This window comes from Streptomyces sp. NPDC090442, from assembly GCF_044769405.1.
In the GTDB taxonomy this organism is placed as follows: domain Bacteria; phylum Actinomycetota; class Actinomycetes; order Streptomycetales; family Streptomycetaceae; genus Streptomyces.
In genome coordinates, this window is sequence record NZ_JBIVXW010000009.1 from 23,831 (window position 1) to 46,932 (window position 23,102).

General features: G+C 72.3%; 22 protein-coding genes. 8 read left to right on the forward strand and 14 right to left on the reverse strand.

Translation table 11 applies throughout. The features are described from left to right. Nucleotides 1-66: 66 nt before the first annotated feature. The gene (locus tag ACIQU6_RS09010) at nucleotides 67-1,125 is read left to right on the forward strand and encodes a PP2C family protein-serine/threonine phosphatase (RefSeq protein WP_403480969.1); all 1,059 of its coding nucleotides are present in this window, start codon (nucleotides 67-69) and stop codon (nucleotides 1,123-1,125) included. Nucleotides 1,126-1,322: 197 nt separating this feature from the next. On the opposite strand, the gene ACIQU6_RS09015 is transcribed toward ACIQU6_RS09010, so the two are convergent. Beyond that, nucleotides 1,323-2,114 carry a glycerophosphodiester phosphodiesterase gene (locus tag ACIQU6_RS09015; protein ID WP_403481094.1) on the reverse strand — a complete coding sequence of 264 codons (792 nt, stop codon included), beginning with the start codon at nucleotides 2,112-2,114 and terminating at the stop codon, nucleotides 1,323-1,325. A 12-nt stretch (nucleotides 2,115-2,126) separates the two neighbouring features. Further along, the gene (locus ACIQU6_RS09020; protein ID WP_403481095.1) at nucleotides 2,127-2,717 is read right to left on the reverse strand and encodes a YitT family protein; all 591 of its coding nucleotides are present in this window, start codon (nucleotides 2,715-2,717) and stop codon (nucleotides 2,127-2,129) included. A gap of 194 nt (nucleotides 2,718-2,911) precedes the next feature. Here ACIQU6_RS09020 and ACIQU6_RS09025 point away from each other — a divergent pair, with 194 nt between their 5' ends. Beyond that, a complete protein-coding gene (locus ACIQU6_RS09025; RefSeq protein ID WP_403480970.1) occupies nucleotides 2,912-4,417 on the forward strand; it encodes a PLP-dependent aminotransferase family protein in 1,506 nt (501 codons plus the stop codon). An 89-nt stretch (nucleotides 4,418-4,506) separates the two neighbouring features. On the opposite strand, the gene ACIQU6_RS09030 is transcribed toward ACIQU6_RS09025, so the two are convergent. Together ACIQU6_RS09030 and ACIQU6_RS09035 are read right to left on the reverse strand one after the other, a co-directional pair. Next, entirely contained in the window at nucleotides 4,507-6,147 is a 1,641-nt protein-coding gene (locus ACIQU6_RS09030) for a hypothetical protein (RefSeq protein WP_403480971.1), read from the reverse strand. A 130-nt stretch (nucleotides 6,148-6,277) separates the two neighbouring features. Further along, nucleotides 6,278-6,472 (reverse strand): hypothetical protein, encoded by a 195-nt coding sequence (locus ACIQU6_RS09035; RefSeq protein ID WP_016576341.1) that lies wholly within the window; start codon nucleotides 6,470-6,472, stop codon nucleotides 6,278-6,280. A gap of 196 nt (nucleotides 6,473-6,668) precedes the next feature. On the opposite strand from ACIQU6_RS09035, the gene ACIQU6_RS09040 reads away from it, so the two are divergent. Continuing rightward, nucleotides 6,669-7,130 carry a YchJ family protein gene (locus ACIQU6_RS09040; protein ID WP_403480972.1) on the forward strand — a complete coding sequence of 154 codons (462 nt, stop codon included), beginning with the start codon at nucleotides 6,669-6,671 and terminating at the stop codon, nucleotides 7,128-7,130. Nucleotides 7,131-7,134: 4 nt separating this feature from the next. Here the strand turns inward: ACIQU6_RS09040 and ACIQU6_RS09045 are convergent, their stop codons facing one another. After that, entirely contained in the window at nucleotides 7,135-7,545 is a 411-nt protein-coding gene (locus ACIQU6_RS09045; protein WP_403480973.1) for an RNA-binding S4 domain-containing protein, read from the reverse strand. A gap of 63 nt (nucleotides 7,546-7,608) precedes the next feature. Further along, nucleotides 7,609-8,631 carry a Ku protein gene (locus ACIQU6_RS09050; RefSeq protein WP_403480974.1) on the reverse strand — a complete coding sequence of 341 codons (1,023 nt, stop codon included), beginning with the start codon at nucleotides 8,629-8,631 and terminating at the stop codon, nucleotides 7,609-7,611. Nucleotides 8,632-8,662: 31 nt separating this feature from the next. Between ACIQU6_RS09050 and ligD the strand changes: the two genes are divergently transcribed. The 3 genes from ligD (at nucleotide 8,663) to ACIQU6_RS09065 (ending at nucleotide 11,750) form a co-directional block, all read left to right on the forward strand. Beyond that, nucleotides 8,663-9,574, forward strand: a complete 912-nt coding sequence (gene ligD / locus ACIQU6_RS09055; RefSeq protein WP_403480975.1) for a non-homologous end-joining DNA ligase — start codon at nucleotides 8,663-8,665, stop codon at nucleotides 9,572-9,574. A 458-nt stretch (nucleotides 9,575-10,032) separates the two neighbouring features. Beyond that, the gene (locus tag ACIQU6_RS09060) at nucleotides 10,033-11,253 is read left to right on the forward strand and encodes a D-alanyl-D-alanine carboxypeptidase family protein (RefSeq protein WP_403480976.1); all 1,221 of its coding nucleotides are present in this window, start codon (nucleotides 10,033-10,035) and stop codon (nucleotides 11,251-11,253) included. Nucleotides 11,254-11,537: 284 nt separating this feature from the next. Next, complete coding sequence (locus tag ACIQU6_RS09065) at nucleotides 11,538-11,750, forward strand: cold-shock protein (protein WP_221910256.1); 213 nt, start codon at nucleotides 11,538-11,540, stop codon at nucleotides 11,748-11,750. A gap of 71 nt (nucleotides 11,751-11,821) precedes the next feature. Here ACIQU6_RS09065 and ACIQU6_RS09070 read toward each other — a convergent pair whose 3' ends face one another. The 3 genes from ACIQU6_RS09070 to ACIQU6_RS09080 form a co-directional block, all read right to left on the reverse strand. Beyond that, complete coding sequence (locus ACIQU6_RS09070) at nucleotides 11,822-12,397, reverse strand: GNAT family N-acetyltransferase (RefSeq protein WP_403480977.1); 576 nt, start codon at nucleotides 12,395-12,397, stop codon at nucleotides 11,822-11,824. A gap of 61 nt (nucleotides 12,398-12,458) precedes the next feature. Further along, nucleotides 12,459-12,653 carry an antitoxin gene (locus tag ACIQU6_RS09075; protein WP_403480978.1) on the reverse strand — a complete coding sequence of 65 codons (195 nt, stop codon included), beginning with the start codon at nucleotides 12,651-12,653 and terminating at the stop codon, nucleotides 12,459-12,461. Nucleotides 12,654-12,717: 64 nt separating this feature from the next. Next, entirely contained in the window at nucleotides 12,718-13,743 is a 1,026-nt protein-coding gene (locus ACIQU6_RS09080) for an alpha/beta hydrolase (RefSeq protein ID WP_403480979.1), read from the reverse strand. Nucleotides 13,744-13,896: 153 nt separating this feature from the next. On the opposite strand from ACIQU6_RS09080, the gene ACIQU6_RS09085 reads away from it, so the two are divergent. Further along, nucleotides 13,897-14,190 carry a hypothetical protein gene (locus ACIQU6_RS09085; protein ID WP_403480980.1) on the forward strand — a complete coding sequence of 98 codons (294 nt, stop codon included), beginning with the start codon at nucleotides 13,897-13,899 and terminating at the stop codon, nucleotides 14,188-14,190. A gap of 16 nt (nucleotides 14,191-14,206) precedes the next feature. Here ACIQU6_RS09085 and ACIQU6_RS09090 read toward each other — a convergent pair whose 3' ends face one another. Genes ACIQU6_RS09090 through ACIQU6_RS09110 form a run of 5 tightly spaced genes read right to left on the reverse strand, consistent with a single transcriptional unit; the run spans nucleotide 14,207 to nucleotide 21,712 of the window. Continuing rightward, nucleotides 14,207-17,269 carry an alpha-mannosidase gene (locus ACIQU6_RS09090; RefSeq protein WP_403480981.1) on the reverse strand — a complete coding sequence of 1,021 codons (3,063 nt, stop codon included), beginning with the start codon at nucleotides 17,267-17,269 and terminating at the stop codon, nucleotides 14,207-14,209. 48 nt (nucleotides 17,270-17,317) lie between these two features. Further along, entirely contained in the window at nucleotides 17,318-18,595 is a 1,278-nt protein-coding gene (locus ACIQU6_RS09095) for a glycosyl hydrolase (RefSeq protein WP_403480982.1), read from the reverse strand. A 32-nt stretch (nucleotides 18,596-18,627) separates the two neighbouring features. Next, entirely contained in the window at nucleotides 18,628-19,482 is an 855-nt protein-coding gene (locus ACIQU6_RS09100) for a carbohydrate ABC transporter permease (RefSeq protein ID WP_403480983.1), read from the reverse strand. Next, nucleotides 19,479-20,402 carry a carbohydrate ABC transporter permease gene (locus ACIQU6_RS09105; RefSeq protein WP_403481096.1) on the reverse strand — a complete coding sequence of 308 codons (924 nt, stop codon included), beginning with the start codon at nucleotides 20,400-20,402 and terminating at the stop codon, nucleotides 19,479-19,481. Before ACIQU6_RS09105 ends, ACIQU6_RS09100 begins: the two co-directional genes overlap by 4 nt. A gap of 14 nt (nucleotides 20,403-20,416) precedes the next feature. Continuing rightward, the gene (locus ACIQU6_RS09110; RefSeq protein ID WP_403480984.1) at nucleotides 20,417-21,712 is read right to left on the reverse strand and encodes an ABC transporter substrate-binding protein; all 1,296 of its coding nucleotides are present in this window, start codon (nucleotides 21,710-21,712) and stop codon (nucleotides 20,417-20,419) included. A 273-nt stretch (nucleotides 21,713-21,985) separates the two neighbouring features. Between ACIQU6_RS09110 and ACIQU6_RS09115 the strand changes: the two genes are divergently transcribed. Then, complete coding sequence (locus ACIQU6_RS09115) at nucleotides 21,986-23,071, forward strand: LacI family DNA-binding transcriptional regulator (RefSeq protein WP_403480985.1); 1,086 nt, start codon at nucleotides 21,986-21,988, stop codon at nucleotides 23,069-23,071. Nucleotides 23,072-23,102 lie beyond the last annotated feature (31 nt).

Genomic DNA, 23,102 nt, shown 5'->3' on the forward strand with positions numbered 1-23,102 from the left:
CTGGATTCGGAATCGGGGATGCGGATGGGTCCTTCCGCCACGCGTTGGCCCCGGTACGTCCCGTTCATGCCGGCCGCGATGATCGTCGTCGGAGCCCTCTGGAACCTCTTCTCGCCGCGCGAATATTGGGGCGACTACCTGCTGGTCGCGGCCGTGACCGTGGCCGGAGCGCTGCTCTCGCTGTGGCACACGATCGCCGCCGGGGTGGCCGTCGTCCTCGTCGAGGCGGGGCTGTTGTTCGTGGCCGGCCATCTCGGCAACGTCGTCGCGTCGGCGATCGAGCTGGCCAACCTGGCGTTCACCGCGCTCATCGCCATCGGGGTCAACCGGGTCGTCGCCCGCCACGGACGCCGTCTGGCGACGGTGCGGTCCGTCGCCGAGGCCGCCCAACGGGCCGTGCTGCCCCCGCCGCCGACGCGGGTCGGCCCGTTGACCGTCGCCGCGGTCTACAAGGCCGCGCAGATCGAGGCGTTGATCGGCGGCGACGCCTACGCGGTGCAGGACACCCCGTACGGCACCCGGCTGCTGATCGCGGACGTGCGGGGCAAGGGGATGGGCGCGATCGGGACGGTCGCCGCGCTGCTGGGCGCGTTCCGGGTGGAGGTGGACCAGGCACCCGACCTCGCGGCGTTGGCGGGGCGGCTGGAGCGTGCGTTGCTCAAGGAGGGCGCGCTGCGCGAGGAGGAGGTCCGGATGGAGGGCTTCGTCACGGCGCTGCTCGGCGAGATTCCGCCGGGCAGGGACCGGGTGCGGCTGCTGAACTGCGGCCACCCCGCCCCGTATCTCCTCGACGGCACGGCCGTGTCCGTACTGGAGCCGGCCGAACCGGGGCTCCCCCTGGGCATGAGCGGCCTCGGCGTGCCGCAGGCCGAGGCCGAGACCTGGCTCCTGCCGCCCGGCGGCACGCTCCTGTTGGTGACGGACGGCGTGACGGAGGCCCGGGACCGCACCGGGGCCTTCTACGACCCGGCGCGCGGACTGAGCGGCCGGGGCCCGTTCCGGCAGCCGGACGAGGTGATCGAGGCGCTCGTCCGCGACGTCGAGCAGTGGACCGGCGGCCCGCGCGACGACGACATGGCGATCCTGGCCATCACGCGGAGCGCCGGCCGACCGGTTGGCTGCTGAGGTTCTCGGCGAGGACTCCCAACCAACTTCCCCCTACTGCTTGGCAATTGCCCGGCAGGGGTGGGAGATGTCGGGCCAACGCGGCCGCCGGCTCTCGGCGGTGGGTCGGGCGGACCGCGTCGATCACGTCGTCGGCGGCAGCGGGGAACCGGACGTGCCCGCCCTATCGGGTCGCAGCGGGCCAGGCGACCCGGCCGTCACGCGTGCCAACACCCCCGCTCCCTCAGCACCGTTCGCAGCGTTTCGAGGTCGTCGGTCATGATGCCGTCCACACCCAGGTCCAGCAGTGCGCGCATCCGGTCGGCGTCGTTGATCGTCCAGACATGGACCTGCATGCCCAGTGCGTGCGCGGCGCGGAGGAAGAGCGGGTCGACGACGGGGATGCCGGACTGCCGCTCGGGGACCTGGACGCAGACCGCGCTGCGCCGCACCGCCGCGCCCAGCAACCGGTCCAGCGGCAGCGCCCCGCGCCCGTAGGAGCGCAGGCGCAGCCCGGCCACCCCGCGGGTGCCCAGCGAGCTGGCCATCCGGCCGCCGGCCAGTCGCTGCGCCCGGGCCACCCGGGCCTCGGAGAACGAGCCGACGCACACCCGGTCCCAGGCGCCGGTGCGGCGCAACAGGGCCAGCAGCGGTTCCAGCGCACCCTCCGCCTTGAGGTCGACGTTCCACCGCGCCTCAGGGAACTCCTCCAGCAACTCCTCGAACAGCGGCAGCGGCTCCCGGCCGGCGACCCGGGCCCGGCGGACCGCCCGCCAGGGGAGGTCCGCGATGGTGCCGCGGGTGTCGGTGACCCGGTCCAGGGTCGTGTCGTGGAAGGCGACCAGGGCGCCGTCGGACGTGGCGTGGACGTCGGTCTCCAGGTAGCGGTAGCCGAGGTCCACGGCGCGACGGAAGGCGACGGTGGTGTTCTCCAGGCCGTCCGCGGTGCCGCCCCGGTGGGCGAAGGGCAGTGGGCGGGGGTGGTCGAGGTAGGGATGGCGCAGACGCATGGCAGAGGTCACCTAAGGCAGTATCGCGCGCCCCGGTGACGGCTCGGGGGAGCGGGCCACCACGAGCGACGGCCGCTCGGCCAGCCCCTCGATCGCGAAGCGGCGGAGGAAGAACTGCGCGAGCGGCCCGATCGCCAGCGCGTACACCACCGTGCCGACGCCCACGGAGCCGCCGAGCGCGAAGCCCGCGACCAGGACCGTCAGCTCGATGCAGGTCCGCACCAGTCGGAGCGGGCGGCCGGTGCGCCGGTGCAGCCCGGTCATCAGCCCGTCGCGCGGGCCGGCGCCGAAGCGGGCCGAGAGGTAGAGGCCGGTCGCGGCGCCGTTGAGGAGCACCGCGGTCACCAGCAGCGGGATGCGGACGGCCAGCGGCCGCACCGCGGGCACGAGTTCCAGCGTCGCGTCCATGACGAGCCCGAGGATCACCACGTTCGAGATCGTGCCCAGGCCCGGCCGCTGGCGCAGCGGGACCCACAGCAGCAGGATCAGCGCCCCGGTGACGATCGTGACGGTGCCGATGGTCAGCCCTGTGTGCCGCGCGATGCCCTGGTTGAACACGCTCCACGGCTCCAGCCCCAGGCCGGCCCGGACCATCAGCCCCATGCTGACCCCGTATGCCACGAGCCCCACGTAGAGCTGCACGAGCCGGCGCGGTAGGTGCGACCGCCCGACGGCGGACCTCTGGGTGACGGACACGACTCTTCCCCCTCCTGGCAGGATTGGACTGACGCGTGTCACGATGTGGCATGTCAGGGCTCCGGATGTAGAGCCAATTCGGGGAAGGTGGACTGATCTTCATGGCCCAGTGGACCTCCGCGGTGGGGGCGCCCCAGCTCGCCCGCCTGCTTCGCTCGCAGGATCCGCGGGCTGCCGAACTCACCGCAAACGGGCGGAAGTTGCCCGCCTACCGCAGTCTCGCCGACGGCGTCCGCCGGCTCGTCCTCGAAGGCCGGGTCCCGGTCGCCGCCCGACTGCCCGCCGAGCGCGAGCTGGCCGCGGCCGTCGCCGTCAGCCGCACCACCGTCGCCGCCGCGTACGAGGCGCTGCGCGCCGAGGGGTTCCTGGAGTCCCGGCGCGGCTCCGGTAGCTGGACCGCCGTCCCGGCCGGCAACCCGCTGCCCACCCGCGGTCTGGAGCCGCTCCCGCCGGAGGCCGCCGGCTCGATGATCGACCTCGGCTGCGCCGCCCTGCCGGCCCCCGAGCCCTGGCTCACCCGCTCCGTCCAGGCCGCCATGGCCGATCTGCCGCTGTACGCGCACACCCACGGCGACTACCCGGCCGGCCTGCCCGCCCTGCGCCAGGCCCTCGCCGACCGCTACACCGCCCGCGGTATACCAACGATGCCCGAGCAGATCATGGTCACCACCGGCGCGATGGGCGCCGTCGCCGCGATCTGCCGTCTGTGTACGGGCCCCGGCGAGCGGGTGGCCGTCGACTCACCCTCGTACGCCAACATCCTCCAACTGATGCGGGACGCCGGCGCCCGGCTCGTCCCGGTGGCCCTCGGCGAGCAACTGACCGGCTGGGACATCCCGGTCTGGCGCCAGGTGATGCGCGACGCCGCGCCGCGGATGGCCTACGTCGTCGCCGACTTCCACAACCCCACCGGCTCCCTCGCCACCGAGGACCAGCGCCGCCGCCTGGTGGACGCCGCCCGCTCGGCCGGCACCCTGCTCGTCGTCGACGAGACCATGACCGAGATCGTGCTCGACCCGGACACCGAACCGCCCCGCCCGGTCTGCGCGTTCGACCCGGCCGGCAGCTCGGTGATCACCGTCGGTTCGGCCAGCAAGGCGTTCTGGGCCGGCATGCGGATCGGCTGGGTGCGGGCCGCGCCCGACATCATCCGCAGCCTGGTCGCCGCCCGCGCCTACTCCGACCTCGGCTCACCCGTCCTCGAACAGCTCGCCATCGCCTCCCTGTTGGGCGCCGGCGGCTGGGAGGAGGCCGTCGCGATCCGCCGCGAGCAGGCCCGGGAGAACCGCGCCGCGATCGTCGAGGCGCTCCACCGTCACCTGCCCGACTGGGAGTTCAGCGTCCCGCGCGGCGGCCTCACGCTCTGGGTCCGCACCGGCGGCCTCTCCGGATCCCGGATCGCGGAGGCGGGGGAGCGGCTGGGGGTACGGGTGCCGTCCGGCCCGCGGTTCGGCGTCGACGGCGCCTTCGAGGGCTTCGTGCGGCTGCCGTTCACGGTCAGCGGCGCCGTCGCCGACGAGGCGATCGTGCGACTGGCGCGGGCCGCCGAGCTGGTGGCCACCGGAGCCCCGATCGAGGCGGAGCCCCTGCCGGCGTTCGTGGCCTGAGGAGCGCGGGCCACTCCCCGGTCTGACCAACTTCGCGTACCTAGCGGAAAGTTGACGTTGCGGGCGACTCGCGAATCGCTGACGTGACGTCAATCTGCGCTGGCGTCATCCGAGTTGTGACCGCCCACCGGTGTCGCTGCCGTCCCGGGCTTCGCGAAGGACACCGGTCGGGGCGCGGTGGCGGTCCGCTCGGGGGCGTCCGGCGGCACCGTGCGTTCCGGCAGGAGCGCCAGTACGGCCCGGCGGTGCGCCTCGCCGGTGGCGTCGTCGAACGGGTCCGGGGTGGCGGGCACTTGGAGCCGCAGCACCGGGCCGGTGCCCATGCGCGCATAGCCGCGGCCCGGCGGTACCTCGGGCAGCGGCGTGGTGTGCGGCGGCGCGCCGAGGACCGCCTGCACCTCCTCGGCGGTCGCCGGGCCGAGCACGACCCGCGCCTTGGTGTGCGCCCGCACCGGGTCGGTCAGCAGCTCCGCGGTCTCGAACTGGTCGGCCACCACCACCGTCACCTGGGCGGCCCGCCCGTGCCGCAACGGGACCTGGAGCAGCCGCTGGGGATCGTCCTGACCTTCCACCGCCGCCAGATGGGACAGCGCCGTCAGCCGGTCCGCGATGATCCACAGCGGTCGACGGGCGTCCGCCGGCGCCGGCTGCCCGGCCTGCTGCGCCCGGTTGGCGGCGACCAGCCGGCGCTCGGTCTCGTGCGTCGCCCACTCCAGCGTCGCCAACGCACCGGCCAGCCCGCTCTCCACGGCCAGCACCCCGCGCCGCCCGGCCAGGCACCCGAACTCCCCGCTCCCGCCACCGTCGATGACGACAACGTCGCCGTGGCGCAGTGCCTGGATCGCGAGCGAGCGGAGCAGCGTCGTCCCGCCGGCGCCCGGCTGACCCAGGGCCAGCAGATGCGGTTCGGCGGCCCGCCGGCCGGTGCGCCAGACCACCGGCGGCTCGTCCCGGACCTCGCCCCCGCAGACCACCGGCAGCGTCCGCTGCACCGACTCGGGGTCGGTGAACCCGAGCACCGTCTCGCCCGGCGAGGTCACGAAGCGCTGCGCCGCCAGGTCCGTCGGCAGCGATCCGAGCGCCGTCATCGCCAACTGGTTGGCCTCCGCGTCCCAGTCGAAGCGGTACTCCCGGCCGCGGCCGGACTTGGCCTGCAGCAACTGCTCGACGCGGACCCGGGACAGGTCCTCGCCGTCGGGGAAGTACGCCGGATACGTCAGCCGCAGCCGGGTCGGCCGCCCGCCGTCGTCGAAGGTGTACGCGGTGAACGCCCGCTGCCAGTCCCCGTCGTGGGCGTAGAGCGGAGTGGGGTCGGCGTCGGCGGAGAAGTGCGGCACCAGTGCCTCGTACAGCGCCTGGAGGCGCTCGGTCTCCGCCTCGCTCGGGCCGCTCTCCGCCACGGCCGGCGTCCGGTCCCGGCCCACCCAGGCCGCCACCCCCGTCACCGCGATCACCGCGAGCAGCGGACCGTACGGCACCAGCGCCACGATCAGCACCCCGGCGCCGAGGAGGAAGCACAGCGGGCCGCGCCGCTCCCTGGGGGTAGCGGCCCAGCGTTCCCGGCCGGCCGTCACCAGGCGGCGCAGGCCCCGGCTGACGGTGATCAGCGGGTGGAGCACGTCGGTCGCGCCGTCGGCCGCGGTCCGCGCGAGTTCGCGGCCGCGGGCGATCGGGGCACTGCTGGTCAGGGCGTTGCCGGTGAGGATGCGGGGGAGGGGGCGCCGGGCCACGGCTGCTCTCCTGGTGCTCGTAGGGACGGCGGGCCGGCTCGGTGGGGGCGACGAGCCGGGCGGATCTCGCGCGGTGCCGCCCAAACGGGACGGGGCGGCCCGCGCGGGCGCCGCGCTGCTGGCGGAGCGGCTAGAGCTTGATCCCGCCGAGCAGACTGGCCAGGCTCGCGCCGCCGGCCTTGATGCTGGGCGCGATGGCCGAGCCCGCGAGATAGAAGCCGAAGAGTGCGCAGATCAGCGCGTGGGACAACTTCAGGCCGTCCTTGCGGAAGAAGAGGAAGACGATGACACCGAGCAGGACGACGCCGGAAATGGACAGAATCATGAGGTTCTCTCCTGGGTGTGGGGACGGTCACTGTGAGTTCTTCCAGCCTCACCGCCGGTATCAAGCCAAGAAAAGCCGCAAATGGCGGATTTATCGGGGAAATCCCCCAAACGGTCCAGCAGTCGCGTGAACCTGCTCCGCCCCAGGACCCCGGCCCGCCGTGCTCGCCGCCCACCGGACCCGGCACAATCGTCAGGTGTCAAAGCCCAGGAAGCCGTCGAGAACCGCCCCGCAGCGCGGCCGGCGCACGCCGCCCGCGCCGACCCCCGTCACCGAGGACGCACCCTGCCCGTGCGGCCGCGAGGCGAGCTACGGGGAGTGCTGCGCCCCGTTCCACCAGGGCCGGGCCGCCGCCCCGACGGCCGAGCGTCTGATGCGCTCGCGCTACAGCGCCTTCGCCGTCGGCGACACCGCCTACCTGCTGCGCAGTTGGCACCCGGCGACCCGCCCCCCGTCCCTCGAACTCGACCCCGCGCAGCGCTGGACGGGCCTGACGATCCTCGCCACCACCGGCGGCAGCGCCTTCCACCAGGAGGGCACGGTCGCCTTCCGCGCCCGCTACGAGATGCGCGGCCGGGCCGGCGACCAGTACGAGAACAGCCGCTTCGCCCGCGAGGACGGCCGCTGGGTCTACGTGGACGCGCTGCCCGACGCCTGACCGCTCAGGGCCGGTCGCTCTCCGGCCCCGTACCGAGCCGGCCGCGCAACTGGTCCAGCTCCCGGCGGTCGCGCTTGGTGGGCCGGCCAGTGCCACGGTCCCGTACGGCGGTGACCGCGACCGCCTCGCGCAGCGGCGCCGGCGGGCTGTTGTCGACGTAGCACTCGACGGCGACCGGCGCACCGACCCGCTTGCGCACCAGCCGGGTCACCACCACGATGCGCTCCCGGCCGGCGTGCCGCAGCCGCACCTCGTCGCCGGGCCGCAGGGTGTGGGCGGGCTTGACCCGCTCACCGTTGACGCGCACGTGCCCGGCCCGGCAGGCCGTCGCGGCCGCGGAGCGCGTCTTGGTGAGCCGCACCGACCAGATCCAACTGTCGACCCGGGCGGTGGTCATCCCCTCGTCTGAAGCCATGCGGTGACTCTAGAGGAACGGCGGGCCCAGTCGGTCGGGAGAGCCGCGGCCGGCCGGCGCGGGTCAGGTCGCGGTGGTCTTCGACGTCCGCTTCGCCCGCGCCGACTTCTTCGCCGCGGCGTTCCCGGCCGCGGCCGAACTGTCGCCCGTCTTACCGATGTTGGCCTTGCCGGCCTTGCTCGTGGCGCCCTTCCCGCCCGCGGCCGCGCGGCGGGGCTCCCCCTTGGGCGTCGACTTCTTCGCCGTCGCCTTCTTGGCGGCCGTGCCGCGGCCCCGGATCGGGGTGACCGAGGCGGCCTCCCCGTCCGCGCCGGCGCCGCGGGCGGCCCGCACGCTCTTCTCCAGGGCCGCCGTCAGATCGATGACCCGGGCGCCGGGCGCCGCGGTGTCGGGGGTGACCGGGCCGCCGCCCGCCAGCTTGGCGGCGACGAGCTCCTCCACCGCCTCGCGGTAGTCGTCGTGGAGTTCGGCCGGGTCGAGCGCGCCCAGCGAATCCATCAGCATCTCGGCCAGCTTCATCTCGTTCTCGCGGATCTTGACGTCCTCCGGCGCGATCCCCTCCGCGGGCCGGACCTGGTCCGGCCACAGCAGCGCGTGCATCACCAGCGCCCCGTCGTGCGCCCGCAGCATGGCCAGCGTCTCCCGCCCGCGCAGCGCCACCTTGCCGATCGCGACCTTCTCGTGGTGCTCCAGCGCCTCCCGCAGCAGGGCGTACGGCTTGACGGCGGAGGCCCCGTTGGGCCCGAGGTAGTACGCCTTGTCCAACTGGAGCGGGTCGATCTCGGCGGGGTCCACGAACGCGAGGATCGACAGCGTCTTGGCGGTCGGCATCGGCAGCCGGGAGAGGTCCTCGTCGGTGATCGGCACGACGATGTCGTCGCCGGGCGGCTGATACCCCTTGCCCACCTCCTCGTTCGGCACCTCCTCACCGTCCAGCTCGCAGACCTTGCGGTACTGGATCGGCGCGCCGTCCGCCTCGTGGATGCGGACGAAGGAGACCGACGAGGTGCGGTCGGTGGCGCTGTAGGTCTTCACCGGGATCGTGACCAGGCCAAACGAGATGGACCCGTTCCAGATGGATCGCATGGTTCGTCCCTTGTGTGGGATTCTCAATGGTATGTCGCCGATCACCGTCGTGGAGGGGCGGCGCCTGACGCTGACCAACCTCGACAAGGTCCTCTATCCCGAGACCGGCACCACCAAGGGTGAGGTGGTGCACTACTGCACTACCACCGCGGACGTGCTGCTCCCGCACCTCCACGACCGACCGGTGTCCTTCCTCCGCTATCCCGACGGGCCCGACGGCCAGCGCTTCTTCACCAAGAACGTGCCGCCCGGCGCGCCCCCTTGGGTGGCGAGCTGCGAGGTCCCCCATTCGAGGTCGGGGCCCGCCCGTCAGGTGGTGCTCCAGGACCTCGCCTCGCTGGTCTGGGCGGCCAACCTCGTCGTCGAGCTGCACACCCCGCAGTGGACCTGCGAGGCCCCGGGCCTGGCCGACCGGCTCGTCTTCGACCTGGACCCGGGCGCGCCCGCCACCGTCGTCGAGTGCTGCGCCGCCGCCCGCTGGCTGCGCGACCGGCTGGCCGCCGACGGCCTCGACGCCTACGCCAAGACCAGCGGCTCCAAGGGACTGCACCTCGTCGTGCCGGTCGAGCCCACCCCCGCCGACCACACCACCGCCTACGCCCGGACGCTCGCCGTCGAGGCCGGCGCGGCCCTGGGGGAGCTGGTCACACACAAGATGGACCGGGCGCTGCGGCCCGGCAGGGTCTTCATCGACTTCTCGCAGAACGCCGCCGCCAAGACCACCGCGGTCGCCTACACCCTGCGCGCCCGCCCCCTGCCGACCGTCTCCACCCCGGTCACCTGGGACGAGGTGACCGACTGCACCGCGCCGGACCAACTCGCCTTCCTCTTCGGCGAGATCGCCGCCCGCCGCGAACGTTACGGCGATCTGCACGCACCGCTGCTCGATCCGTCCCGGGCCCGCCCGGTGCCACGCGGAGCCCGACACCGACGCTCCGCGTAGAGCCGCCGACGCGGCGACGGAGCCGACCGGCGGCCCGTTCCTCACCGTCGCCATACTGAGGTCCCGCCGAAAGGAAGATGTCAACGCGCGGGCGGCGCAGGTGAGTTGGTCGACATCGTGCGTTCCTCCTCCGCCCCACCTCGGGCTGAACGCGGACTCCTCGCCTGGTCGACTCGCCGTCAACTCGCGCTATGCCCAGCCAAGTTGGTTTTCGGCGGTGGGACGTACCGCCTTGGGCTGTTCACCCCGCTGCCCGACCTCCTCCGCGGTCCGCGCCGGGAACCGGGCGACCGGGCCGCGCCGACGAGGTGTCACGGCCGACCACGCAGGCGTGTCCGGTCCTGACGATGCGTGGGGCGGCACGTTCAGGGGCGTGGGGCGGCCCGCTCTGCGCCGCCGCGGAACCGTATGGAGTAGGCCAACCGGCGCGCTGCCCGCGGCGTTCTTAGCGTGGCCACATGTCGAGAGCGAGTTGGCCCCCCGCCAGAGCCCTGACCGCAGCGGCCGTCTGCGCCGCGAGCCTGCTGGCCCTGTGTGGTCCGGCGGTCGCCGATGGCCCGTACGGCATCGACGACCTGCGCGGCGCACCACCGGCCCCGACCGAGAACCTGCTGGACGAGCACGGCGTGCAGTTCCTGCCCAGACGCGGCGTCGCCGAGCCGCCCCGGGTGTCGGCCCTGTCCTGGGCCGTCACGGACCTGAGGGGTCACCGGATCCTCGCGGCCAAGGACGCCCACCGGCAGTTGCCGCCGGCCAGCACCCTCAAGACCCTCTTCGCGTTGACGGTGCTGCCGAAGTTCTCCCAGGGCGCGGTGCGCACCGTCTCCAGTTCCGACCTGGCCGGCATCGAGGCCGGCAGCGCGCTCGCCGGCCTCAAGGAGGACATGCCGTACCGCGTGGCGGACCTGTGGCACGGCGTCTTCCTCAGCTCCGGCAGCGACGCGGTGCACGCCCTCGCCGCGATGAACGGCGGCTGGACGAAGACCATCGACGACATGCAGGCGACCGCGGATCGGCTGGGCGCCCACGACACCACCGTCGAGTCCGCCGACGGCTTCGACACGCCCGGCCAGTTCTCCTCCGCCTACGACCTCTCCCTCTTCGGCCAGGCCGGGCTCACCAACCGGGACTTCGCCCGCTTCGCCGCCACCAAGACCGCGCACCTCCCGGAGGACGCCGGCGAGGACGCGTACGGCATCCAGAACACCAACCGGCTGCTGGTCGGCTCGCACGGAGTGACCCCCTACGACGGCCTCATCGGCGTGAAGAACGGCTACACCACGCACGCCGGCAACACCCTGGTCGCCGCCGCCCGGCGCGGCGGCCGGACGCTGCTGGTCACCGTCATGAACCCGCAGTCCGGCGCCGAGAACGCGGTCTACGAGGAGGCGCGCGCCCTGCTGGACTGGGGATTCGCCGCCGCGCCCCGTGCCGCCGCGGTCGGCGTGCTGCCGACCCCGGCCCCCGACCGGCGCGACCCCGGCACTGAACGGGCCGCGCACCAGGCACCGCGCACCGCGCTGCACCAGGCGTCGACGGCCCGGTCGGCCGGCCACCAGGACGACGTCATCCTCTTGTCCTTCTCGGCCGCCGGGGTGGTGGCACTGACCGTGCTGGGCACCGCGCTGTGGTGGCGTCGGCAGCCGTCCGGAGCGGACGGCGGCGGACCGGAGAACTGACGGACCGTCCGGGGCTCGCACAGATGTCTGATCGGTCGGGGATACGGAGGACCCGGTGTGGCCTTGCCCGGTGAAGCGCGACGCGTTTGCCATGGTTTGTGATGACTGGCGGGCTCGGTCGGTGTAGCGTCCTGATCAGCTGTCGTGGTTCCGAAGTGCCGGGCGCCCGTGGAGCATTCACGGGCGTTCTTGCTGTCCGGTACGTCTCCGGGCCAGGGCGATCACCTCCGGGTTCCGCGGGGTGCGGGAGCCGATTCGGGCCCATAGAGCGAAGGAGACGCAACATGGCTTCGGGCACGGTCAAATGGTTCAACTCGGAAAAGGGCTTCGGCTTCATCGCGCAGGACGACGGTGGCGCCGACGTCTTCGCGCACTACTCCAACATCGACGCCACCGGCTACCGCGAGCTGCTGGAGGGCCAGAAGGTCACCTTCGAGGTCACCCAGGGCCAGAAGGGCCCGCAGGCGGAGAAGATCCGGGTGCTGGCCACCCCGTGATCGCGGCCCCGCCGCACCCGACGGCGCCCGCCCCCGCGCACGGGGGCGGGCGCCGCCGCATGACCACGCGCCTACGGGCGGCGGTCGTTGAGGATCTTCTGGAACAGCCGGTGGTCCCGCCAGGCGCCGTTGATGTGCAGGAACTTCTCCGCCGTGCCGTAGAGGGTGAAGCCGCAGCCGGTCAGCACCCGCTGTGAGGCGACGTTCTCCACCAGGGTGCCGGCCTCCACCCGGTGCAGACCCAGCTCCTCGTCGGCCGCCGCGCAGACCGCGCGGAGCGCCGCGGAGGCCAGCCCGCGGCGCACCTGGCCGGCGTCTATCCAGTAGCCCACGTTGGCGCTGCGCAGCGGCCCGTAGGTGATTCCCGACAGGGTGATCGCGCCCGCCACGTCCGGTTCTCCCGAGCCGTCGTCCGACGCGCGGACCAGGACCCAGAGCGCCAGCCGCCCGGCCGCCTGCTCGGCAAGCTGCGCGCGGAGCCGCTCCGCCTGGCCGGTCGGCGTGTAGAACGCCTCGCCGCGGTCCGGTTCGGTGTGGCGGAGGTGCTCGCGGCTGCGCTGGTAGGCCCGGGAGAACCCGACGGCGTCGGTGAGCTCGGCGGGGCGCATCAGGACATCCGGGGCGAGCCGGGCGGACGTGGTGATCATCCGTTCAGACTAATCCCGAAGTGTGTCCTTGTCCCCGGCCGAGCGGGGAATTACCGAGGCGTCACTGCGGCGGTTGGTCCGTGTCCCGGTCCGTTCCGCCGAGCTGCTCCTTGAGCTTGTCCTGGGCGGTGTCGACCTGGCCCGAGTACTTGCCCTGGGTCTTCTCGTCGGCGTAGTCGCCGGCCTTGTCGATGCCCTTGCCGGCCTGGTCCTCGTGGCCCTTGAGCATCTGCTTCAGCTTGTCCAGAACGGACATGGAACGCCCTCCTCAGCACGGACCCCCCTCGACACCAGCATCACCCCCGAACGGGCGATCTGCATCAGGAAGAGCTGGGAATCGGCGCCTTCAACTGATCGCTGATGAATTTGATGGAGCTGGCGTCCATGCCCTTCTGGTAATCCCAGGCATTGTGCCGGCCGCCGGGAATCATCTGGAGCTCGGTGTGGATCGGGCCCTTTCCGTACTTCTCCCGGAAACGCTTCACGGGGTTGATGACCGAGGCGCCTTCCTTGGTGCCGGCCTGGAATGCCAGATAGACCTCGGGTCCGCCCTTCTTCAGCAGCTGCGCCGCCAGCTTCTCCGGGTTGTTGGCGTCCTTCTCCTTCTGGTGGCCCGCCCACATCGGGGAGTCCGGGACGATGTCCGGGCCGCTGGCTATCGCCGCCTTGAACCTCTCCGGGTACTTCAGCACGGACTTCAGGCTCGCGAAGCCGCCGGAGGACGAGCCCATGAAGGCCCAGCCGTCCCGGGAGTTGAAGGTGCGGAAATTGCTCTTGACCAGGTTGACGACGTCATCGGTCAGCCAGGTCCCCATCTTCGCCTGACCGGGAATATCGCTGCCGTCGTGGTAGCGGGTGTCCGGATTGAGCATCGGCATCACCACGAGGAACGGGAGGCTCTTGCCCTCCTGGGTCCATTTGGTGAGGTTCTCCTGCAACTTGATGTCGCCACCGACCCAGTAATTGGTGACGCCGCTCTTGTCCTGCGGGCTGCCCAGGCCGCCCGGCAGGGCTATCAGTACCGGAAAACCGCTCTTCGCGTATTTGGGGTCCTGGTATTCCTTGGGGGCCCACACCCAGACGCTGCCGGTGACCTTGGACTTCGCGCCCTTGAGTGTGGTCCTGGCTATGTGCGTGCCGTCATCGAGGGTGCGGGTGATCCGGAACTCGCTCTTGGGCCCGGTGGGCATGCGGGTGTCCCGGTCGACGGGCTTGGCCGGGGCGGCCGCGCTGCCCGGGGTGCCCGCGTTGAAGTCGACCGGGTTGCCGTTCTCCGAACAGCCGGCGAGAAGGGCGCAGGACGCGACGAGGACGGCCGTGAGCGCGCGGGCATAGGGGTGTTTCAACGGTGGCTCCGCTACTGGTGGATCACGTGCGAGTGACTATGACGATCAAGTGCAAGTAACCATAAAGAGGTAATTGGGGCGCCGCTGGTTCCGGGGTGCGCCCATCGGCCCGCTCGACGGGCAGCGCGCCCCGGTCCGGCCGAGAATGCAGCGGTGACCGATGAACACCGCGGTGCCGATGACACCGCCCCCCGCGCGGTACCGGGCGACGAGGAGCGACGGCTCGCCAGGAAGGCGCTGGCCGGCCGCGCACGGAACGCGGCGGATCTGTCGTTGCTGATGGACATGCTGGGGCTCGACCCCGGCCGGGACCCGGGCCGGGAGGCGGCGCCCGGCCCCGGTCCGCGGCGCGGCGGTCGGGGGCGCGCCACCGGCCGGGACCGGCGGCACGGGGCCCGCCGGGACACCTGCCGCGGCGCCCGTACCCCCTCCGCCGACCCCGGCTGACACCCCCCGCGCCCAGTCAGCGGGCCGGGTGGCCGTCCGCCGCGCGGCGCAGCCGCAGCGTGACGATCTGGAACGGCCGCAGCGCCATCCCGACCGTGTCGCCCTCGCGCTCCAGGGCCGGGCCGTCCTCCGTCGGGCGTTCCAGGAGGTCGGTGGCGACCGCCCCGGCCAGCGCGAAACCGGTGGTCAGCGCCGCCCGGGCCCGGCCGCCGCGGGACTCGTGAAGGCGCACCACCACATCGCCGCTGCGGTCGTCGGCCAGCTTCACCGCGGTGACCACCACCGCTTCGTCGTCCACCGTCACCAGCGGCGGCACCGCACCGGCCCCGGTCACCGCCCGCTCCGGCAGATTGATCCGGTGTCCCTCGCGGACCGCGTCCCCCAGGGTCGCGCCCGGCACCAGCGCGTAACGGAAACGGTGACTGCCCTGGTCCGTCTCCGGGTCCGGGAAGCGCGGGGCGCGCAGCAGGGACAGCCGGACGGTCGTGGTGGTGCCCCGCTCGCCGCCGTCCGCGCCGTCCCGCACGGTGCGGGTCACGTCGTGCCCGTACGTCGCGTCGTTGACCAGCGCCACGCCCCAGTCCGGCTCCGCCGCGTGCACGAACCGGTGCGCGCACGCCTCGAACTTGGCGGCCTCCCAACTGGTGTTGGTGTGCGTCGGCCGGTACAGGTGCCCGAACTGGGTCTCCGCCGCGTACCGCTCGGCGTGCAGGTCCAGCGGGAAGGCGGCCTTGAGGAACTTCTCGGTCTCGTGCCAGTCCACCTCGGTGTCGATGTCCAGCCGCCGCTGCCCGCGGGCCAGCGTCAGCGTCTGCACCACCCGCGAGGCGCCGAAGCGCCGGACGACGCGGACCGTCGCGGCATCCGGGGACGCCTCGGCGAGCGCGACCTCGTCCGCGTCGGTCAGATCGGCGACCACCTCGCGGTAGAACGCGTCCACGTCCCAGGCGTCCCACATGTTGGGGAAGTCCGGGTGGAGTTGGAGCAGGTTCGCGGCCGCGCCCGGCGCGACGGCCTCCCGGCCCGCGGCCTCGTCGTACGCGGAGACCACCAGGCCGCGGTCGTCGATCTCGATCCGCAGCAGGTCGTGCCGGAGGACGAACCCGCCGCCCGGGCGCGGTCCGGCGGTCACCGGGGCGCCCTCGGCGACCGCGGGGGCCACCGCGCCCGCCGGCACCCCGCCGCGGGCGTGCGGCGCCGAGTTGGCCACCAGTCGACGGTCGCCGCCGCCGGCGAGGGCCGTCAGCGCCGTGGCGATCAGCCCCTCCAACTCGGCGGCGACGGCGGCGTAGGTCCGCTCGGCCTCGCGGTGCACCCAGGCGATGGACGAGCCGGGCAGGATGTCGTGGAACTGGTGCAGCAGCACCGTCTTCCAGATCCGGTCCAACTCCTCGTGGGGGTAGGGGAGTCCGGTGGTGACGGCGGCGGTCGCCGACCACAGTTCGGCCTCCCGCAGCAGGTGTTCGCTGCGGCGGTTGCCGCGTTTGGTGCGGGCCTGACTGGTGAGCGTCCCGCGGTGCAGTTCGAGATAGAGCTCGCCCACCCACACCGGGGCGTCGGGGTGCTCGGCCTCCGCCCGGGCGAAGAAGTCGGCCGGCTTCTCCCACCGCACCACCGGCGAGCCCTCCAGGCTCCGCAGCCGGCGGGCCTTGGCGACCATCTCGCGGGTGGTGCCCCCGCCGCCGTCGCCCCAACCGGTCGGCGCCAGCGAGTGACGGGCGGTGCCCTTCTCTTTGAAGTTCCGTGCGGCATGGGCGAGTTCGGTGCCCGAAAGCTGGCAGTTGTAGGTGTCCACCGGCGGGAAGTGGGTGAAGATCCGGGTGCCGTCGATGCCCTCCCAACGGAACGTGTGGTGCGGGAAGGAGTTCACCTGGCTCCAGGAGATCTTCTGGGTCAGCAGCCACTTCGCCCCGGCCGCCTTGATGATCTGCGGCAGCCCCGCCGCGAAACCGAAGGTGTCCGGCAGCCACGCCTCGTCGTTCTCGACCCCGAACTCCTCCAGGAAGAACCGCTTCCCGTAAACGAACTGACGGGCCATCGCCTCGGAACCGGGCATGTTGGTGTCCGACTCCACCCACATCCCGCCCGCCGGAACGAACCGGCCCTCCGCCACCGCCCGCTTGACCTTGGCGTAGACCTCCGGCCGGTGCTCCTTGAGCCAGGCGTACTGCTGCGCCTGCGACATGGTGTAGACGAACTCCGGCTCGTCCGCCAGCAGCGCCGTCATGTTCGCCGTCGTCCGGGCCACCTTCCGGACCGTCTCGCGCAGCGGCCACAGCCACGCCGAGTCGATGTGCGCGTGCCCCACCGCGCTGATCCGGTGCGCGGACGCCTGCGCCGGTGCCGCCAACACCTCCCGCAGGTGTCTGCGCGCCGCCGAGGCCGTCGCCCCCACGTGCTGGAGGTCCACCGCGTCCAGCGCCCGGCCCACCGCCCGCAGCACCTCCCAGCGCCGCGGCGCGTCCACCGGCAGCTCCGCCATCAACTCGCCCAACACCTCAAGGTCCAGGGCCAGTTCCCACACCTCGGAGTCGAACACCGCCAGGTCCATCCGCGCCAGCCGGTACAGCGGCGCGTTGCCGGCGGTCTCCGGATCGCCCAACGCCGTCGGTTGGAACGGGGGCACGTCGAGGAGGACGGGGTTGGACGCGGCCTCCAGATGCCATTCGACGCGCTCACCCCCGAGCACCGGCTCGCCCACCCGCACCCACTGGTTGCGCGGGTTGAGTCCCTTCACCGGCGTCCCGTCCGGCAGGTACACCAGCGCCTCGCACTGGAAGCCCGGCATCCGCTCGTCGAAACCCAGGTCCAGCACCGCCTCCACGGTCCGCCCCGCCCACGCCTCGGGCACCGTGCCCCGCACCCGGAACCACGTCGTCGCCCACGGCGCACCCCAGGCATCCCCCACCGCGACGGGGGTGTGCGCGGCCCCCAACCCGGCTGCTACGGCGACGGGTTCACCCGGCGCCACCCAGGCCGCCACCTCCAGCGGCACCGACTCCGGGTACACGGCGGGCCGGATGCGTTCGTTGAGCACCCGCTTGAGGCGGGCTTCGACCAGTGCGCGATCGTCATGCATGGCTTACGGCTCCAGAGGTCGGGGGTGGGGCGACGGTGTGGGCGGGCCCTAGCGCGAGGGGTGCCCCACCTCCTCGGGGGTGCACACCTCGGTGATCCCACGTGACGTCAAATGAGCGATATCCGCGGCCAGTTCGGCCAGAACCAGGGCGGGGCGGGCACCCTGTCCGGCCAGCTCGGCCCAGGCCTCGAAGACCGGTCCGCCGGGCGCACACACGGACCGGTGCGGCGCCGCCTCGGCGTCTCCGGCGTCGACGACCAGCGCGGTGGTGCGCGCCGGCGGCCGGTGCGCGCGGCCCCGCCAGTGCGCCGCCAACTCCGCGAGGGTCCGCCCCACGGGCTTGACCGCGCGGTCCTCGGTGAGCAGGCCGAGCCCGTACTCCAGCTCCGGGAAGTCGGCCAGGGACCGCGGGACGTCGTAGGAGCACCACCACGTGATGCCCCAAAGGTCCTGGCAGTCAAGGGCGTTGGTGACGGTCGCGGCGGTGAAGTGGGGCGCGTCCGCCGTGGGGACGTGCGGGGCCGGGGCGCCCACCTCCTGGAGCCAGACCGGGCGCCGCGGGTCCCGCGCCCATGCCTTGGACAGCTCGACGAGATAAGCGGCGTGCTGTTCGGTCGCCACCCCGGTCGGACCGTGGCGCTGCGCGGTCCCGTTGAACACCCAGGAGTGCACCGCGGTCATCGCGCCGAGCCGGGCGGCGTGCGCGGGGGCGAAGGGGTGGCCGTCGCGGTACCAGGCGGCGTCGTACGCGGCGTGCAGGTGCGGGCGGCCCGGCGCGCCGCGCTCGCAGGCGGCCAGCATCCGCTCCAGCCAGGCCGTCGCCTGGGCGTGGGTGACGCGGTCCGGGTCCGGATGCGGGCCGTCCGAGAACTGGTTGATCTCGTTGCCGAGGGTCATCCCGAGGAAGCCCGGCCGGTCGGCGAGCGCGGCGGCCAGCGTCCGCAGGTACTCCTCCTGGCCCGAGAGCACCTCCGGGTCGGTGAAGAGGTTGCGGCGGTGCCAGGTCCGCGTCCAGGCAGGCAGGAAGTCGAAGCTGGACAGATGACCCTGCAGGCCGTCCACCGCGACGTCCAGCCCCCGCTCGGTTGCCGCGTCCGCCAACTGCACCAGTTGCTCCACGGCGCGCGGCCGGATCAGGGTGCGGTTGGGCTGGAACAGCGGCCACAGCGGGAAGACCCGGACGTGATCCAGGCCGAGAGCGGCGAGCGCGTCCAGATCGGCGCGCACCGCGTCCAGGTCGAAGTCCAGCCAGTGGTGGAACCACCCTTGGCTGGGCGTGTAGTTGACGCCGAATCGGATCCGGCCGGGCTCGTGGGATACGGGCATGGGTGGTCCTGTCCCTCCGGGTGGGTGTGGCATCAGCCCTTGACGGCGCCCTCGCCGACGCCGCGGAAGAAGTAACGCTGGAGGCAGGCGAACAGCGCGATCAACGGCAGGACGGCGATCACCGAACCGGCCGCCACCAGCCGCTGGTTGTCCGCGAAGGTGCCGTGCAGATAGTTCAGCCCGACGGTCAGGGTGAACTTCGACTGGTCGCTGAGCACGATCAACGGCCACAGGAAGTCGTCCCAGGCACCGATGAACGCGAAGACCGCTACCACCGCGAGGATGCCCCGGACCGAGGGCAGCGCGATCCGCACGAAGCGCTGCCAGGCATGGGCGCCGTCCACGAACGCCGCCTCCTCGACCTCGTACGGCAGGGCCGCGAAGGCGTTCCGCATCAGCAGCACGTTCATCGCGCCGATGCAGCCGGGCAGCACCACCCCGAGCAGGGTGTTGTTCAACTGCAACTGACGCAACGTCAAGAACTGCGCGATCATGATGCTTTCGACCGGCACCAGCATCGCCGCGACGAACACCACCACGGCCACCCGCCGGCCCCGGAACCGCAACCGGGCCAGCGCGTAGCCCGCCAGCGCCGCACCCACACAGTTGGTCAGCACGTTGGCCCCGGCGACCCTGAGCGAGTTCAGTGCGAAGTCCCAGACCGGGATGGTCCGTGCCACCGCGGCGTAGTTGGCGAGCGTGGGGTGGTGCGGCACCAGGCTCGGCGGATAGCGGTAGATGTCCTCGCCCGGGCCCTTGAGCGACGTCGACAACTGCCACAGGAACGGCCCGACCGTCAGTGCCAGCACGGCGAGCAGCAGCAGATAGCGGGCCGCCAGCGACCAACCGCGGCCGCGCCGCCGGTTCCGGCCGATCCCGGCGGTCATCGGTCCTCCCGGCGATTGGCGCGCAACACCAGCAGCATCAGCCCCAGCGTGAGCACGAAGACCACCACGGACAGGGCCGAGGCGTAGCCGACGCGGCCGCTGAGCCCGGTGCCGGTCTGTTGGACCAGCATCACCAGCGTGGTGTCCTCCCCGCCCGGGCCGCCGGTCGCCCCGGCCATCAGATAGACCTCGGAGAACACCTTGAACGCACTGACCGCGGACAGCGCGGCCACCAGCACCATCGTCGAGCGCACCGCCGGCACCGTGACGGTCAGGAAGCGCCGCACCGGCCCGGCCCCGTCGACCGCGCACGCCTCGTGGAGCTCCCGCGGCACCTGCGTCAGCGCCGCCAGATAAATGATCATGTAGTAGCCGAGGCCCTTCCAGACCGTCACCGCCATCGCGCTGAGCAGCAACAGCCAGGGATCGCTGAGGAAGCCGGCCCGCCCGAACCCCAGGGCCTCCAACAGGGCGTTGATCAGCCCCCGGTCGTCCAGCAGCCACACCCAGATCAGCCCGACCACCACGACCGAAGCGACCACCGGGAGGTAGAACGCGGCCCGGAAGAAGGTGATTCCCGGGACGCTCCGCCGTACGAGCAGGGCCAGCAGCAGCGGCAGCACCACCAGCGGCGGCACCACGCCCAGGACGTAGAGCACGCTGTTGCGCAATCCCGTCCAGAACATCGGGTCCCGCACCATCTCCCGGTAATTGGTGCCGCCGGTGAAGTTTCCCGCCGTCAACGTGCGGGCGTCGGTGAAGGAGTTGACCACCGTGCTGACGAACGGATAAAGACTGAATCCGCCCACGACCAGCACCCCGGGAGCCAGGAAGAGCCAGGGGCTGGACGGTGAGTGCGTACGCACTTTGCGACCGCGGCCGGAATGCGGTGTCCCGTCACCCGCCGCGGCCTTCCGCATTCCCATCCCCGGCCTCAGCCGGTCTTCAGCAGGCGATTGCATTCACCGGCCGCGGAGTCCAGCGCCTGCTGCGGCGACTGCTTGCCCTGGAGGGCCCGGGCGACCGCATTGCGCAGCGCCGTCTTCATCTGGTCGCTGAGCAGCACCGGGGTGTAATTCACCGCGCTCTTCAGGGATTTCGCCGCCGCCACCCGCACCCGGGTGGCGTCCGTACCGTCCTCCTTCGTGAAGTACGGATCGTCCAAGGCCCCCGCACTGCTGGGGAAGACCGTGACCTGTTGCGCGAACGCCATCTGGTGCCGCCGGTCGGTCACGAAATGCGCGAACGCCACCGCCGCCGGTTTCACCCTGCTCTGCGCGCTCACCATCAGGCCCTGCACGTACATATTGGCCTTGCCGGTGTTGTTGACCGCATCGGTGATCCCGATGTTCCTGTAGAGGCCCGGTGCGTCCCGCCTGAAGTTCGCCAGGTCCAGTGCGCTGCCCGGATTCATCGCCACCGACTGCTGCTCGAACTTCCGCCCCGCCGACTCGGCGACGGCCGTGAGCGCCTGCGAGTCCAGTGCCCCGGCATCATACAACTCCTTGTAACGCGTGAGGAGTTGAACGCCCTTGGGCTCGTTGAAGGTGAACGCGGTGCCCTGCGGATTCATCAGGTGGACGCCATAGCGGCCGAAGTCCTCGATCGACGGCGTGCCGGCCAGCATGGCGATCTTCCCGTCGCTGTGACGGGCCATGGTGAGGGCGTCCGCGAACAGTCGGTCATAGGTGGTCGGCGGTCTCTCCGGATCCAACCCGGCCTTCCGGAACAGGCCCTTGTTGTAGAACATCGGGCCGGTGTTGAGATACCACGGGAAGGCGTAGACGCCCGACAACCCCGGCATCTCGTTGCTCTTCCAGGCCCCGTCCAGATACTCGCCCCGGTATTTCCCGGCCGCCTTACCGACGTTGAGCGCCAGCCCGGCCTTCGCCAACGGATAGGCCAGGTCCGGCGACACATTGACCACATCCGGCAGGGTGCCGGCGGCCGCGTCCGCGCTCAACTTCTGCGGATAGCCCTCGGCCGGCTGATCGATCCACTTCACCGTGGTGCCCGGGTACTTCTTCTCGAATTCCGCGATGACCCCGTCGAAATACTTCTGAAAACGCGCTTTGAGATTCCACGTCTGGAAGGTGACCTGGCCCGCCACCTTCCCCGTCGCGCTGTCGGTGTCCCCGCCGCCGTCCGCAGCGCCGCAGCCGGACAGCAAGAGCGCCGAGGCGGCGAGAACCGTGGTGGCGGCGGGTGTCCGACGGGAATGACGATGCATGGCCGGCTCCTTGGCTACGAGTGCTCGGAAGTGCTCGGACCAGATATCTGTCGCAGGTCATCGCGGCGCCCAGATCCGGTTCCCCGCCACGGTTTCCATGGCTCCGGATCGCACCGCGCTCGACGCTACTAATGCGATTTAGTAGGTGTCAACACCCAGGTACCGCAAGGATTTTGAGGAGTACTGACCTAGCTCGCCGGGCATTGTTTGACAGCCCCGGCCGCCCTGATCAGACTGTCGACACACCTGCGGTTCGGCCCCGAGGAGCCCGCCATGACAGCGCCCGGTGAGGCGGCCCGCCGCAAGCCGGCCCGCCGCCCGACGATCAAGGACATCGCCCGGCGCGCCGGCGTCTCCGAAAGCGCGGTCTCCTTCGCCCTCAACGACCGGCCGGGCGTATCCGACGACACCCGCGCCCGGATCCGCCGGGTCGCCGACGAACTGGGCTGGCAGGCCAACAGCGCCGCCCGCGCCCTCTCCGGCGAACGCGCCGGCTGCCTGGGCCTGGTACTGGCCCGCCCGGCCCGCACCCTCGGCGTCGAGTCCTTCTTCCTTCAACTCGTCTCCGGCATCCAGGAAGTGCTCTCCGCCCGACGGACCGCGCTGCTCTTCCAGGTCGTCGAGGACCTCGACACCGAGTGCGCGCTCTACCGCCGCTGGTGGGCCGAACGCCGGGTGGACGGCGTGCTCGTCGTCGACCCCCGCACCGACGACCCCCGCCCCGCGCTGCTGGCCGCCCTCGGCCTACCCGCCGTCGCCATCGGCGGCCCCGCCCCGGAACCGCCCGAGCCGACCGCCGCCCCGCCGCTCTCCACCGTATGGGCCGACGACGCCGCGGCCATGGCCCGGATCCTGGACCACCTGCACGGCCTCGGCCACCGCCGCATCGTGCACGTCGCCGGCCTGCCCGAACTCGCCCACACCGCCCGCCGGATCCACTCCCTGCGCACCGAGGCCACCCGCCGCGGCCTCGACGCGACACAGGTCCGCTCGATCACCACCGACTACTCCGACGCGGAGGGCGCCGAGGTGACCCGCCGCCTGCTCGACGCGGCCGCGCCCCCCACCGCGATCGTCTACGACAACGACGTGATGGCGATCGCCGGCGCCTCGGTCGCGGCCCGCCGCGGTATCCCCGTCCCGGGCCGCCTCTCCCTCGTCGCCTGGGACGACTCCCCGCTGTGCCGCGTCGCCCACCCCCCGCTCACCGCGCTGGTCCGCGACACCGCGGGCTTCGGCCGCCTCGCCGCCACCGAACTCCTCGCCCTCCTCGACGGCGGCCCGCCCCGCACGACCGAGGGCGAACTCCCACACCTGGAACCCCGCGAGAGCACCGGACCAGCACCCGTGTGCAACTGACGAAACATCAAGACGCTTGTACATGCCGGTA

Excerpts from the sequence above, each read along its gene's own strand:
- ACIQU6_RS09010 (WP_403480969.1), top strand. The coding sequence starts at position 67 with ATGCCGGCCGCGATGATCGTCGTCGGAGCCCTCTGGAACCTCTTCTCG.
- ACIQU6_RS09015 (WP_403481094.1), bottom strand. The coding sequence starts at position 2,114 with ATGCGTCTGCGCCATCCCTACCTCGACCACCCCCGCCCACTGCCCTTC.
- ACIQU6_RS09020 (WP_403481095.1), bottom strand. The coding sequence starts at position 2,717 with ATGGGGCTGATGGTCCGGGCCGGCCTGGGGCTGGAGCCGTGGAGCGTG.
- ACIQU6_RS09025 (WP_403480970.1), top strand. The coding sequence starts at position 2,912 with ATGGCCCAGTGGACCTCCGCGGTGGGGGCGCCCCAGCTCGCCCGCCTG.
- ACIQU6_RS09035 (WP_016576341.1), bottom strand. The coding sequence starts at position 6,472 with ATGATTCTGTCCATTTCCGGCGTCGTCCTGCTCGGTGTCATCGTCTTC.
- ACIQU6_RS09045 (WP_403480973.1), bottom strand. The coding sequence starts at position 7,545 with ATGGCTTCAGACGAGGGGATGACCACCGCCCGGGTCGACAGTTGGATC.
- ACIQU6_RS09050 (WP_403480974.1), bottom strand. The coding sequence starts at position 8,631 with ATGCGATCCATCTGGAACGGGTCCATCTCGTTTGGCCTGGTCACGATC.
- ligD (WP_403480975.1), top strand. The coding sequence starts at position 8,663 with ATGTCGCCGATCACCGTCGTGGAGGGGCGGCGCCTGACGCTGACCAAC.
- ACIQU6_RS09060 (WP_403480976.1), top strand. The coding sequence starts at position 10,033 with ATGTCGAGAGCGAGTTGGCCCCCCGCCAGAGCCCTGACCGCAGCGGCC.
- ACIQU6_RS09065 (WP_221910256.1), top strand. The coding sequence starts at position 11,538 with ATGGCTTCGGGCACGGTCAAATGGTTCAACTCGGAAAAGGGCTTCGGC.
- ACIQU6_RS09070 (WP_403480977.1), bottom strand. The coding sequence starts at position 12,397 with ATGATCACCACGTCCGCCCGGCTCGCCCCGGATGTCCTGATGCGCCCC.
- ACIQU6_RS09075 (WP_403480978.1), bottom strand. The coding sequence starts at position 12,653 with ATGTCCGTTCTGGACAAGCTGAAGCAGATGCTCAAGGGCCACGAGGAC.
- ACIQU6_RS09090 (WP_403480981.1), bottom strand. The coding sequence starts at position 17,269 with ATGCATGACGATCGCGCACTGGTCGAAGCCCGCCTCAAGCGGGTGCTC.
- ACIQU6_RS09095 (WP_403480982.1), bottom strand. The coding sequence starts at position 18,595 with ATGCCCGTATCCCACGAGCCCGGCCGGATCCGATTCGGCGTCAACTAC.
- ACIQU6_RS09100 (WP_403480983.1), bottom strand. The coding sequence starts at position 19,482 with ATGACCGCCGGGATCGGCCGGAACCGGCGGCGCGGCCGCGGTTGGTCG.
- ACIQU6_RS09105 (WP_403481096.1), bottom strand. The coding sequence starts at position 20,402 with ATGCGGAAGGCCGCGGCGGGTGACGGGACACCGCATTCCGGCCGCGGT.
- ACIQU6_RS09110 (WP_403480984.1), bottom strand. The coding sequence starts at position 21,712 with ATGCATCGTCATTCCCGTCGGACACCCGCCGCCACCACGGTTCTCGCC.
- ACIQU6_RS09115 (WP_403480985.1), top strand. The coding sequence starts at position 21,986 with ATGACAGCGCCCGGTGAGGCGGCCCGCCGCAAGCCGGCCCGCCGCCCG.